We start from the raw sequence: 12,217 nt of genomic DNA on the forward strand, positions 1-12,217 counted from the left end.
TGCCTGTACGAGACGGAGTGGCACCGGATGCAGCACCCAGTGGGTTCTCCGCTGCCGCCGCCCCACCAGCCGGGGCACGGACCCGCCCTCGGCTGGTCCCCGGCCGCACACCACCCTGGCTCCCCCCAGGGACCCGCCCCCATACCGCCCCAGGCGCCGGGATACCCCGTGGCACCGCGCCAGGCCCCGCACCCGGCTCCCGGCCCGGCCCCGCACCAGCCGGCCCCCGGCTCGGGACCGCACCCGTCGGCTCCCGCCCCGCCCGCGCCGGAGACCACCGGACATGTGTCGCTGCCCCCCGGCGGCCCGGTGGCCGTGCCCAGCGTGCCGCCCGCCACGGCCGCCGCGCCCGACCCCACCACGACCACCCTCGCGGTGCTGCTCATCGGCCCGGCGGGCGCGGGCAAGACCAGCGTGGCCAAGTACTGGGCCGACCACCGCAGGGTCCCGACCGCGCACATCAGCCTCGACGACGTCCGCGAATGGGTCCGCTCCGGTTTCGCCGACCCCCAGACCGGGTGGAACGAACACTCGGAGGCGCAGTACCGCCTCGCCCGCCGCACCTGCGGCTTCTCCGCGCGAAACTTCCTCGCCAACGGCATCTCCTGCATCCTCGACGACGCGGTCTTCCCGGACCGCCCGGTCGTCGGCCTCGGCGGCTGGAAGCGCCACGTCGGACCCGGCCTGCTCCCGGTCGTCCTCCTGCCCGGCCTGGACATCGTCCTGGAGCGCAACGCCGAACGCAGCGGCAACCGGCGCCTCACCGACGAGGAGGTCGCCCGCATCCACGGCCGCATGGCCGGCTGGTACGGCTCCGGCCTCCCCATCATCGACAACTCCCAACTCGACATCCCGGAAACCGCCCACCTCCTCGACGAGGTCCTCTCCCGCTCCATAGCGAGCCCCCCGAACTGGTAGACACCCGCAGAGGGAAGCGCCCCTCAAGGGGCGCGGCGCCGTATCGACATGCGGCTCCGCCGCAGGGGCGCGACCAGCCCCCACCGGCGGCAGGCCGCCACACGGCCAAAGGCCCCGTCCCTCCAGGCGCACCCCGCGTCCCCGGCCCCCGCCCACTCGGCCCACCCAAGCGGCACACCCACCGGCGGAGCCATACGCTCGGCTCATGTCAGAGGTCTACGCGGCCCGCCGGACGCGCCTACGGGAACGCTGCAACGCGGGCGGCAGCGCGGCGGCGCTCGTCTCCCGGCCCGCCAACGTGCGCTATCTCGCGGGCGCGGCCCCGCACGGCGCCGTACTGCTGCTCGGCAGGACCGAGGACCTGCTGGTCTGCTCGGGCCCGCCGGACGACCGGCCGGCCGTGGGCCGGCCCGACGAGTCGCTCCAGGTCCGTGCCCTGCCCGGCCCGGGCGGTGATCCGGCCGTCACGGCCACCGGCCTCGCAGCGGACCAGGGTGCCGAGTCCCTCGCCACGGAGGAGCACCACCTCACCGTGGTCCGGCACCGGGCCATGTCCTCCGTCGCCCCCGGCCTGCGCCTGACGGACCTCGGCCAGGCCGTGGAGCAGCTCCGGGTCGTCAAGGACGAGGAGGAGATCTCCTGCCTGCGCATCGGCGCGGAGATCGCCGACCAGGCCCTCGGCGAGCTCCTGGAGTCCATCCTGGTCGGCCGCACCGAGCGGCACCTCGCCCTGGAACTGGAACGCCGCCTCGTCGACCACGGCGCCGACGGCCCCGCCTTCCCCACCTCCGTGGGCACCGGCCCCAACTCGGGGCGCCGCGGTCACCGTCCCACCGACCGGAGGGTCGAGGAGGGCGACTTCCTCTCCGTCTGCCTCGGCGCGACGTACCGCGGATACCGCTGCGAGATCGGCCGTACGTTCGTCATCGGCACCTCGCCGGCCGACTGGCAGATCGAGTTGTACGACCTCGTCTTCTCCGCGCAGCGGGCCGGACGTGAGGCCCTCGTACCCGGTGCGGCCTGCCGTGATGTGGACCGCGCCGCCCGCCAGGCACTGGACTCGGCGGGCTACGCGGAGAACCTCCCGGCACTCACCGGTCACGGTGTCGGACTCGAAATCGACGAGGACCCGCAGTTGGCCCCCGCGGCCATGGGTAAACTGGACGCTTGTGTGCCGGTCACCGTCGAACCGGGGGTCCACCTCCCGGGCCGGGGCGGGGTCCGGATCGATGACACGCTCGTCGTGCGCCCCGAGGCGGACGGCGGACCCGAGCTACTCACCATCACGACCAAGGAGCTGCTCGCGCTCTAGCCTCGCGCTGTGCGCGCAACCCCGAGGTCGTCCACGTCAGTCCAGTCCAGGAGATTCCCAAACCGTGGCTTCCACGAACGACCTCAAGAACGGCCTGGTGCTCAAGCTCGAAGGCGGCCAGCTCTGGTCCGTCGTCGAGTTCCAGCACGTCAAGCCCGGCAAGGGCCCGGCCTTCGTGCGCACCAAGCTCAAGAACGTGCTCTCCGGCAAGACCGTCGACAAGACCTTCAACGCCGGGGTCAAGGTCGAGACGGCCACCGTCGACAAGCGTGACATGCAGTTCTCGTACATGGACGGCGAGTACTTCGTCTTCATGGACATGCAGACGTACGACCAGCTGCACATCGACAAGAAGGTCGTAGGCGACGCCGCCAACTTCCTCGTCGAGGGCTTCGAGGCCACCGTGGCGCAGCACGAGGGCGAGGTGCTCTTCGTCGAGCTGCCGGCCGCCGTCGAGCTGACCATCCAGGAGACCGAGCCGGGCGTCCAGGGCGACCGCTCGACCGGCGGCACCAAGCCGGCCATCCTGGAGACCGGTCACCAGATCAACGTCCCGCTCTTCATCACCACCGGTGAGAAGATCAAGGTCGACACCCGTACGAGCGACTACCTCGGCCGGGTGAACAGCTAACCGTGGCTGCTCGCAACACGGCCCGCAAGCGCGCCTTCCAGATCCTCTTCGAGGGCGATCAGCGCGGCGCCGACGTCCTGACGGTGCTCGCCGACTGGGTCCGGCACTCCCGGTCCGACACCCGGCAGCCGCCGGTGAGCGAGTACACGATGGAGCTGGTCGAGGGCTACGCCGAGCGCGCGCAGCGCATCGACGAGCTGATCGCCCAGTACTCGGTCGACTGGACGCTCGACCGGATGCCGGTCGTCGACCGCAACATCCTGCGCCTGGGCGCGTACGAGCTGATCTGGGTCGACGAGACTCCGGACGCCGTCGTCCTGGACGAGATGGTGCAGCTGGCGAAGGAGTTCTCCACGGACGACTCGCCCGCGTTCGTCAACGGCCTGCTCGGCCGGCTGAAGGACCTGAAGTCCTCGCTGCGCCGGGACTAGCTTCGCGCGTGTCGCCCGTACCCCATGCAAGAAACCGCCGGGGTGGCCGGAACCGAATGGTTCCGGCCACCCCGGCGGCACGTTTCTGCTGAGACGGGCGAGAGTCAGAGTTCCTCGTGGGACGCCACCGCGCGACGCGCGTCCGCGTCCAGGACGCCCCAGCTGATCAGCTGCTCGGTGAGGACCGAGGGCGACTGGTCGTAGATGACGGCGAGCGTGCGCAGGTCGTCCTGGCGGATCGAGAGCACCTTGCCGTTGTAGTCACCGCGCTGCGACTGGATCGTCGCCGCGTAGCGCTGGAGCGGGCCCGCCTTCTCGGCCGGCACGGTGGCCAGCCGCTCCAGGTCCAGGACCAGCTTCGGCGGCGGCTCGGCGGCACCGCCGGGGGTGGTGCCCGGCAGCAGCTCCTGAACGGGAACGCCGTAGAAATCCGCCAGCTCGGCGAGGCGCTGCACGGTCACGGCACGGTCGCCGCGCTCGTACGAGCCGACCACCACGGCCTTCCAGCGGCCCTGGGACTTCTCCTCGACACCGTGGAGGGAAAGGCCCTGCTGGGTGCGGATGGCCCGGAGCTTGGCCCCGAGCTGTTTGGCGTATTCGCTGGACATATGGCTCCCCGGACAAGGTGTCGACGCGGCAGGCTCTGTTGTCGGCCGCGCGGCTGGTAACTCACTGTGAGGTTACGCAGCGTTACTCTGCCGCGTCAAGCCGAATGGTCCGCACCGACTCTTCCGTGGTATTCGCCTTCCGTTGCTCCGAACGGGTGGCCCGAGTGCGGCAGAAGGGTGACGGGGGAGTGTCAGGGGGGCCGTCGGGCCGGTTCTGTGGGCCTGGTACCGTAGGTGGCGCAATTCCGACGTCCTTTAAGGTCCGTCCCGTGAGGCGGAGAAGGGGGTCCGTTTCGTATGGACAAGCAGCAGGATCAGCGGTCCGAGGCCCGGCCCGTTCTGGAGGGGCCCGACATCGCGCGGGTGCTCACCCGCATCGCCCACGAGATCGTCGAACGCGCCAAGGGCGCCGACGACGTGGTGCTCCTCGGCATCCCGACCCGCGGCGTCTTCCTCGCCCGGCGGCTCGCCGACAAGCTGGAGCAGATCACCGAGCGCAAGATGCCGGTCGGCTCGCTCGACATCACCATGTACCGCGACGACCTGCGCATGCATCCGCCGCGCGCCCTGGCCCGCACCGAGATCCCCGGTGACGGCATCGACGGCCGCCTCGTCGTCCTCGTCGACGACGTGCTCTTCTCCGGCCGCACCATCCGCGCCGCCCTCGACGCGCTGAACGACATCGGCCGCCCGCGCGCGGTGCAGCTCGCCGTCCTCGTCGACCGCGGCCACCGGGAACTGCCCATCCGCGCCGACTACGTCGGCAAGAACCTCCCGACGTCGCTGCGGGAGACGGTCAAGGTCCAGCTCGCCGAGGAGGACGGTCGCGACACCGTGCTGCTCGGTGCCAAGCCGGACACCCCGGGCGCCCACCCGTAACACCCCGCGTACGCGCCCGCCCGTGCCGTGCGCCCGCTCGGCGCGCCCTCGCGCGCCCGGCCGCCCGAATTATCCCGCTCTTCCGCATGAATCGCCCTACGGAGCCTGACAGATGCAGCGTCATCTCATCTCGGCCGCCGACCTCACCCGCGACGACGCCGTCCTGATCCTCGACACCGCCGAGGAGATGGCCCGGGTCGCGGACCGGCCGATCAAGAAACTGCCCACCCTGCGCGGCCGTACCGTCGTCAACCTCTTCTTCGAGGACTCCACCCGGACCCGGATCTCCTTCGAGGCCGCCGAGAAGCGCCTGTCCGCGGACGTCATCAACTTCACCGCCAAGGGCTCCAGCGTCTCCAAGGGCGAGTCCCTCAAGGACACCGCCCAGACCCTGGAGGCCATGGGCGTCGACGCCGTCGTCATCCGGCACGGCGCCTCCGGCGCCCCGTACCGCCTGGCCACCTCCGGCTGGATCGACGCCCACGTCATCAACGCCGGCGACGGCACCCACCAGCACCCCACCCAGGCCCTCCTGGACGCCTTCACCATGCGCCGCCGCCTGGTCGGCCCCGACGCCGGCCTCGGCAAGGACCTCGACGGCCGCCGCGTCACCCTCGTCGGCGACATCCTGCACAGCCGCGTCGCCCGCTCCAACGTCGACCTGCTGCACACCCTCGGCGCCGAGGTCACCCTCGTCGCCCCGCCCACCCTGCTCCCGGTCGGCGTCGAGACCTGGCCCTGCGAGGTCTCCTACGACCTCGACTCGACGCTGACCAAGTCCGACGCGGTGATGCTGCTGCGCGTGCAGCGCGAGCGCATGAACGCCGCGTTCTTCCCCACCGAGCGCGAGTACTCCCGCCGCTACGGTCTCGACGGCGACCGCATGGCGAAGATGCCCGACCACGCCATCGTGATGCACCCCGGCCCGATGGTCCGCGGCATGGAGATCACCGCCGAGGTCGCCGACTCCGGCCGCTGCACCGTCGTCGAGCAGGTCACCAACGGCGTCTCCGTCCGGATGGCCGTCCTCTACCTGCTGCTCGGCGGCGCCGAGCCCGCCGTCACCCACGCCCGACCCACCGAGGAGAAGTAAGACGATGAGCAAGACCCTGATCCGCGGTGCGAAGGTGCTCGGCGGCGAGCCGCAGGACGTGCTGATCGACGGTACGACGATCGCCGAGGTGGGCACCGGACTGTCCGCCGAGGGAGCCGAGGTGGTCGAGGCCGGCGGCAAGGTGCTGCTGCCCGGCCTGGTCGACCTCCACACCCACCTGCGCGAGCCCGGCCGCGAGGACTCCGAGACGGTCCTGACCGGCACCCGCGCGGCGGCGAGCGGCGGCTACACCAACGTCTTCGCCATGGCCAACACCTTCCCGGTCGCCGACACCGCCGGCGTCGTCGAGCAGGTCTGGCGGCTCGGCCAGGAGTCCGGCTACTGCGACGTGCAGCCCATCGGCGCCGTCACGGTCGGCCTGGAGGGCGCCAAGCTCGCCGAGCTGGGCGCGATGCACGAGTCCGCGGCCGGCGTCACCGTCTTCTCCGACGACGGCAAGTGCGTCCACGACGCCGTGATCATGCGCCGTGCCCTGGAGTACGTGAAGGCCTTCGACGGCGTCGTCGCCCAGCACGCCCAGGAGCCCCGGCTCACCGAGGGCGCCCAGATGAACGAGGGCGTGGTCTCCGCCGAGCTGGGTCTCGGCGGCTGGCCCGCCGTCGCCGAGGAGTCGATCATCGCCCGGGACGTGCTGCTGGCCGAGCACGTCGGCTCCCGCGTCCACATCTGCCACCTGTCGACCGCCGGATCCGTCGAGATCGTCCGCTGGGCCAAGTCCCGCGGCATCGACGTCACCGCCGAGGTCACCCCGCACCACCTCCTCCTCACCGACGAGCTGGTCCGGTCCTACGACCCGGTCTACAAGGTCAACCCGCCGCTGCGCACCGAGCGTGACGTCCTGGCCCTGCGCGAGGCGCTCGCCGACGGCACGATCGACATCGTCGCCACCGACCACGCCCCGCACCCGCACGAGGACAAGGACTGCGAGTGGGCCGCCGCCGCCATGGGCATGGTGGGCCTGGAGACCGCGCTGTCGGTGGTGCAGGAGACCATGGTGGACACGGGCCTGCTGGACTGGGCCGGCGTCGCCGAGCGCATGTCCTTCAAGCCCGCCAAGATCGGACAGGCCACCGGACACGGCCGTCCCGTCTCGGCTGGTGAGCCCGCCAACCTCACCCTGGTCGACACGGAATACCGTGGCCGGGTGGACCCCGCGGGCTTCGCCTCGCGCAGCCGCAACACCCCCTACGAGGGCCGTGAGCTGCCGGGCCGTGTGACGCACACGTGGCTGCGGGGCAAGGCCACGCTCGTCGACGGGAAGCTCACGTGACATCTGTAGCACCGGTAATCCTGCTGGCCGCCGAGAAGGAATCGGCGGAAGTGACCGACTGGGCCGCCCGCGTCGGCTGGGTCGTCGGCCTCGGCCTGTTCGTCGCGCTCGTCTACTGGCTGATGCGCGAGGGCTGGAAGTGGCGCGGCACGCTCCAGAGCGACCTCCCGGAGCTGCCCGGCGCGCCGGACGACCCGGGCGCGGCGAAACTGGTGCTGAGCGGCCGCTACCACGGCTCCACCACCGCCGGGCAGTGGCTCGACCGCATCGTGGCGCACGGCCTGGGCACCCGCAGCCGGGTCGAGCTCACGCTGACGGACGCGGGACTGGACGTCGTACGGCCCGGCGCCGCGGACTTCTTCGTCCCCGTCGCCGCGCTGCGCGAGGCCCGGCTCGACAAGGGCATCGCCGGCAAGGTCCTCACCGAGGGCGGCCTGCTGGTCGTCACCTGGGCCCACGGCGGCAAACTGATCGACTCCGGCTTCCGCTCCGACCACGCGGCCGAGCACAACGAGTGGGTCGACACCCTGAACGACATGATCAACAAGACGGAAACGGAAGGCGCACGATGACGACCTCCACCAGGGGAGCCCACCGGACTCCCGCCGTACTCGTCCTGGAGGACGGCCGGGTCTTCCGCGGCCGCGCCTACGGGGCCGTGGGGGCGACCTTCGGCGAAGCCGTGTTCTCCACCGGCATGACCGGCTACCAGGAGACCCTCACCGACCCGTCGTACCACCGCCAGGTCGTCGTGATGACCGCCCCGCACATCGGGAACACCGGCATCAACGACGAGGACATGGAGTCCAAGAAGATCTGGGTCTCCGGGTACGTGGTGCGCGACCCCGCGCGCGTGCCCTCCAACTGGCGCTCGACGCGCACCCTCGACGAGGAGCTGGCCGCCCAGGGCGTCGTCGGCATCTCCGGCATCGACACCCGCGCCCTCACCCGCCACCTGCGCGAACGCGGCGCCATGCGCGTCGGCATCTTCTCCGGCAACGCGCTGCCCGACGAGGGCACCATGCTCGCCGAGGTCCGCCAGGCCCCCGAGATGAGCGGCGCCGACCTCTCCGCCGAGGTCGCCACCACCGAGGCGTACGTCGTCCCGGCGATCGGCGAGAAGAAGTTCACCGTCGCCGCCGTCGACCTCGGCATCAAGGGCATGACCCCGCACCGCATGGCCGAGCGCGGCATCGAGGTGCACGTCCTGCCCGCCACGGCCACCGTCGAGGACGTCTACGCCGTCAACCCGGACGGCGTGTTCTTCTCCAACGGCCCCGGCGACCCGTCCACCGCCGACCACCCCGTCTCGGTCATGCGGGGCGTCCTGGAGCGCGGCACCCCGCTCTTCGGCATCTGCTTCGGCAACCAGATCCTGGGCCGCGCCCTCGGCTTCGGCACCTTCAAGCTGAAGTACGGCCACCGCGGCATCAACCAGCCCGTGCAGGACCGCACGACCGGCAAGGTCGAGGTCACCGCGCACAACCACGGATTCGCCGTCGACGCCCCGCTCGACCAGGTCTCCGACACCCCCTACGGCCGCGCCGAGGTCTCCCACGTCTGCCTCAACGACAACGTGGTGGAGGGCCTCCAGCTCCTCGACCGGCCGGCCTTCAGCGTCCAGTACCACCCCGAAGCGGCCGCCGGCCCGCACGACGCCGCCTACCTGTTCGACCGCTTCGTTTCCCTGATGGAGGGCCAGCGTGCCTAAGCGCACCGATATCCAGTCCGTCCTGGTCATCGGCTCCGGCCCGATCGTCATCGGCCAGGCCGCGGAGTTCGACTACTCCGGCACCCAGGCGTGCCGGGTCCTGAAGTCCGAGGGCCTCAGGGTCATCCTCGTGAACTCCAACCCTGCGACGATCATGACCGACCCGGAGATCGCCGACGCCACCTACGTCGAGCCGATCACCCCCGAGTTCGTCGAGAAGATCATCGCCAAGGAGCGCCCCGACGCCCTCCTGCCCACCCTGGGCGGCCAGACGGCCCTGAACACGGCCATCTCGCTGCACGGCAACGGCGTCCTGGAGAAGTACGGCGTCGAGCTGATCGGCGCCAACGTCGAGGCCATCAACAAGGGCGAGGACCGCGACCTGTTCAAGGAGGTCGTCGAGGAGGTCCGCAGGAAGATCGGCCACGGCGAGTCCGCCCGGTCCTACATCTGCCACTCCATGGACGACGTCATGAAGGGCGTCGAGGAGCTCGGCGGCTACCCCGTCGTCGTCCGCCCCTCCTTCACCATGGGCGGCGCCGGCTCCGGCTTCGCCCACGACGAGGAGGAGCTGCGCCGCATCGCCGGCCAGGGCCTCACCCTCTCGCCGACCACCGAGGTGCTCCTGGAGGAGTCCATCCTCGGCTGGAAGGAGTACGAGCTGGAGCTGATGCGCGACAAGAACGACAACGTCGTGGTCGTCTGCTCCATCGAGAACTTCGACCCCATGGGCGTGCACACCGGCGACTCGATCACCGTCGCGCCCGCGATGACGCTGACCGACCGCGAGTACCAGGTGCTGCGCGACGTCGGCATCGCCATCATCCGCGAGGTCGGCGTCGACACCGGCGGCTGCAACATCCAGTTCGCGGTGAACCCCGAGGACGGCCGGGTCATCGTCATCGAGATGAACCCGCGCGTGTCGCGCTCCTCGGCGCTCGCCTCCAAGGCGACCGGCTTCCCCATCGCCAAGATCGCCGCCAAGCTCGCCGTCGGCTACACCCTCGACGAGATCCCGAACGACATCACGCAGGAGACCCCGGCCTCCTTCGAGCCGACCCTCGACTACGTGGTCGTCAAGGCCCCGCGCTTCGCCTTCGAGAAGTTCCCGAGCGCCGACTCCACGCTGACCACGACCATGAAGTCGGTCGGCGAGGCCATGGCCATCGGCCGCAACTTCACCGAGGCCTTCCAGAAGGCGCTGCGCTCGCTGGAGAAGAAGGGCAGCCAGTTCACCTTCGTCGGCGAGCCCGGCGACAAGGACGAGCTGCTGCGCGAGGCCGTGCGGCCCACCGACGGCCGCATCAACGCCGTCATGCAGGCCATCCGCGCGGGCGCCACCCCGGAGGAGGTCTTCGACGCCACGAAGATCGACCCCTGGTTCGTCGACCAGCTCTTCCTCATCAAGGAGATCGCCGACGAGATCGCCGAGGCCCGCGAGCTCACCGCCGACCTGCTCACCGAGGCCAAGCGGCACGGCTTCTCCGACCAGCAGATCGCCGAGATCAGCGGCCTGGGCGAGGACGTCGTCCGCCAGGTGCGGCACGCGCTCGGCGTCCGCCCGGTCTACAAGACGGTCGACACCTGCGCCGCCGAGTTCGCCGCGCGGACCCCGTACTTCTACTCCTCCTACGACGAGGAGAGCGAGGTCGCCCCCCGCGAGAAGCCCGCGGTGATCATCCTGGGCTCCGGTCCCAACCGCATCGGCCAGGGCATCGAGTTCGACTACTCCTGCGTCCACGCCTCCTTCGCGCTGTCCGACGCCGGGTACGAGACCGTGATGGTCAACTGCAACCCGGAGACCGTCTCCACCGACTACGACACCTCCGACCGGCTCTACTTCGAGCCGCTCACCCTGGAGGACGTCCTGGAGATCGTCCACGCCGAGCAGCAGGCCGGACCGGTCGCCGGCGTCGTCGTCCAGCTCGGCGGCCAGACCCCGCTCGGCCTGTCGCAGGCGCTGAAGGACAACGGCGTGCCGATCGTCGGCACCTCCCCGGAGGCCATCCACGCCGCCGAGGACCGCGGCGCCTTCGGCCGGGTCCTCGCCGAGGCCGGGCTCCCGGCCCCCAAGCACGGCACCGCCACCACCTTCGGCGAGGCCAAGGCCATCGCCGACGAGATCGGCTACCCGGTCCTGGTGCGTCCCTCCTACGTCCTCGGCGGACGCGGCATGGAGATCGTCTACGACGAGACCCGCCTCGAGGCCTACATCGCCGAGTCCACCGAGATCAGCCCGTCCCGGCCGGTCCTGGTCGACCGCTTCCTGGACGACGCCATCGAGATCGACGTCGACGCCCTGTACGACGGCGATGAGCTGTACCTCGGCGGCGTCATGGAGCACATCGAGGAGGCCGGCATCCACTCCGGCGACTCGGCGTGCGCCCTGCCGCCGATCACGCTCGGCGGCTTCGACATCAAGCGGCTGCGCGCCTCCACCGAGGGCATCGCCAAGGGCGTCGGCGTGCGCGGTCTGATCAACATCCAGTTCGCGCTGGCCGGGGACATCCTCTACGTCCTGGAGGCGAACCCGCGCGCCTCCCGCACCGTCCCCTTCACCTCGAAGGCGACCGCGGTGCCGCTGGCCAAGGCCGCCGCCCGCATCTCGCTGGGCGCGACCATCGCCGAGCTGCGCGCCGAGGGCCTGCTCCCGGCGAACGGCGACGGCGGCACCCTGCCGCTGGACGCTCCGATCTCCGTGAAGGAGGCCGTGATGCCGTGGTCCCGGTTCCGGGACATCCACGGCCGCGGCGTCGACACGGTCCTCGGCCCGGAGATGCGCTCCACCGGCGAGGTCATGGGCATCGACTCCGTCTTCGGCACGGCCTACGCCAAGTCGCAGGCGGGGGCGTACGGGCCGCTGCCGACCAAGGGCCGCGCCTTCATCTCGGTCGCCAACCGCGACAAGCGCTCGATGATCTTCCCGGCCCGTGAGCTGGTCGCCCACGGCTTCGAGCTGATGGCCACCTCCGGCACCGCCGAGGTCCTCAAGCGCAACGGCATCAACGCCACCGTCGTGCGCAAGCAGTCCGAGGGCACCGGCCCGAACGGCGAGAAGACCATCGTCCAGCTCATCCACGACGGCGAGGTCGACCTCATCGTCAACACCCCGTACGGCACCGGCGGCCGCCTCGACGGCTACGACATCCGTACGGCGGCCGTGGCCCGTTCCGTGCCCTGCCTGACGACGGTCCAGGCGCTGGCGGCCGCGGTGCAGGGCATCGACGCCCTCAACCACGGAGACGTGGGAGTGCGTTCACTCCAGGAACACGCCGAATTCCTGACCGCGGCCCGCGACTAGCAGCCCCGAGGGGGACACCGGAAACGGTGTCCCCCTCTTCAT

At 71.0% G+C, this 12,217-nt stretch carries 11 protein-coding genes; 10 read left to right on the top strand and 1 reads right to left on the bottom strand.

Going from position 1 to position 12,217, the window contains the following annotated elements; translation table 11 throughout:
- Nucleotides 1-27 precede the first annotated feature (27 nt).
- From NI25_RS31875 to nusB, 4 genes are all read left to right on the top strand, one after another.
- On the top strand, nucleotides 28-918 hold the full coding sequence (locus tag NI25_RS31875; RefSeq protein ID WP_061445769.1) for a Pro-rich N-terminal domain-containing protein: 891 nt from the start codon (nucleotides 28-30) through the stop codon (nucleotides 916-918).
- Nucleotides 919-1,123: 205 nt separating this feature from the next.
- Nucleotides 1,124-2,230 (top strand): aminopeptidase P family protein, encoded by a 1,107-nt coding sequence (locus NI25_RS31880; protein ID WP_061445770.1) that lies wholly within the window; start codon nucleotides 1,124-1,126, stop codon nucleotides 2,228-2,230.
- Between the two features lie 64 nt (nucleotides 2,231-2,294).
- Nucleotides 2,295-2,861 (top strand): elongation factor P, encoded by a 567-nt coding sequence (efp, locus tag NI25_RS31885; RefSeq protein ID WP_061445771.1) that lies wholly within the window; start codon nucleotides 2,295-2,297, stop codon nucleotides 2,859-2,861.
- 2 nt (nucleotides 2,862-2,863) lie between these two features.
- On the top strand, nucleotides 2,864-3,292 hold the full coding sequence (gene nusB / locus NI25_RS31890) for a transcription antitermination factor NusB (protein ID WP_061445772.1): 429 nt from the start codon (nucleotides 2,864-2,866) through the stop codon (nucleotides 3,290-3,292).
- A gap of 104 nt (nucleotides 3,293-3,396) precedes the next feature.
- On the opposite strand, the gene bldD is transcribed toward nusB, so the two are convergent.
- Complete coding sequence (bldD, locus tag NI25_RS31895; RefSeq protein WP_007447547.1) at nucleotides 3,397-3,900, bottom strand: transcriptional regulator BldD; 504 nt, start codon at nucleotides 3,898-3,900, stop codon at nucleotides 3,397-3,399.
- A gap of 297 nt (nucleotides 3,901-4,197) precedes the next feature.
- Here bldD and pyrR point away from each other — a divergent pair, with 297 nt between their 5' ends.
- The 6 genes from pyrR (at nucleotide 4,198) to carB (ending at nucleotide 12,175) form a co-directional block, all read left to right on the top strand.
- Nucleotides 4,198-4,779 carry a bifunctional pyr operon transcriptional regulator/uracil phosphoribosyltransferase PyrR gene (gene pyrR, locus NI25_RS31900; RefSeq protein WP_061445773.1) on the top strand — a complete coding sequence of 194 codons (582 nt, stop codon included), beginning with the start codon at nucleotides 4,198-4,200 and terminating at the stop codon, nucleotides 4,777-4,779.
- A gap of 112 nt (nucleotides 4,780-4,891) precedes the next feature.
- Nucleotides 4,892-5,872 (top strand): aspartate carbamoyltransferase catalytic subunit, encoded by a 981-nt coding sequence (locus tag NI25_RS31905; RefSeq protein ID WP_061445774.1) that lies wholly within the window; start codon nucleotides 4,892-4,894, stop codon nucleotides 5,870-5,872.
- Nucleotides 5,873-5,876: 4 nt separating this feature from the next.
- Nucleotides 5,877-7,163, top strand: a complete 1,287-nt coding sequence (locus NI25_RS31910; RefSeq protein ID WP_061445775.1) for a dihydroorotase — start codon at nucleotides 5,877-5,879, stop codon at nucleotides 7,161-7,163.
- Nucleotides 7,160-7,735 (top strand): hypothetical protein, encoded by a 576-nt coding sequence (locus tag NI25_RS31915; RefSeq protein WP_061445776.1) that lies wholly within the window; start codon nucleotides 7,160-7,162, stop codon nucleotides 7,733-7,735. The genes NI25_RS31910 and NI25_RS31915 overlap by 4 nt, the downstream gene beginning before the upstream one ends.
- Nucleotides 7,732-8,874, top strand: a complete 1,143-nt coding sequence (gene carA, locus NI25_RS31920) for a glutamine-hydrolyzing carbamoyl-phosphate synthase small subunit (RefSeq protein WP_061445777.1) — start codon at nucleotides 7,732-7,734, stop codon at nucleotides 8,872-8,874. The genes NI25_RS31915 and carA overlap by 4 nt, the downstream gene beginning before the upstream one ends.
- The gene (gene carB / locus NI25_RS31925; RefSeq protein ID WP_061445778.1) at nucleotides 8,867-12,175 is read left to right on the top strand and encodes a carbamoyl-phosphate synthase large subunit; all 3,309 of its coding nucleotides are present in this window, start codon (nucleotides 8,867-8,869) and stop codon (nucleotides 12,173-12,175) included. The genes carA and carB overlap by 8 nt, the downstream gene beginning before the upstream one ends.
- Nucleotides 12,176-12,217: the final 42 nt, after the last annotated feature.

It is taken from the genome of Streptomyces sp. CCM_MD2014, from assembly GCF_000772045.1.
GTDB classification, from domain to species: Bacteria; Actinomycetota; Actinomycetes; order Streptomycetales; family Streptomycetaceae; genus Streptomyces; species Streptomyces salinarius.

Bases quoted from the DNA above. Each gene is read 5' to 3' on its own strand.
- NI25_RS31875 (WP_061445769.1), top strand. From the start codon at position 28: ATGCAGCACCCAGTGGGTTCTCCGCTGCCGCCGCCCCACCAGCCGGGG.
- NI25_RS31880 (WP_061445770.1), top strand. From the start codon at position 1,124: ATGTCAGAGGTCTACGCGGCCCGCCGGACGCGCCTACGGGAACGCTGC.
- bldD (WP_007447547.1), bottom strand. From the start codon at position 3,900: ATGTCCAGCGAATACGCCAAACAGCTCGGGGCCAAGCTCCGGGCCATC.
- pyrR (WP_061445773.1), top strand. From the start codon at position 4,198: ATGGACAAGCAGCAGGATCAGCGGTCCGAGGCCCGGCCCGTTCTGGAG.
- NI25_RS31905 (WP_061445774.1), top strand. From the start codon at position 4,892: ATGCAGCGTCATCTCATCTCGGCCGCCGACCTCACCCGCGACGACGCC.
- NI25_RS31910 (WP_061445775.1), top strand. From the start codon at position 5,877: ATGAGCAAGACCCTGATCCGCGGTGCGAAGGTGCTCGGCGGCGAGCCG.
- carA (WP_061445777.1), top strand. From the start codon at position 7,732: ATGACGACCTCCACCAGGGGAGCCCACCGGACTCCCGCCGTACTCGTC.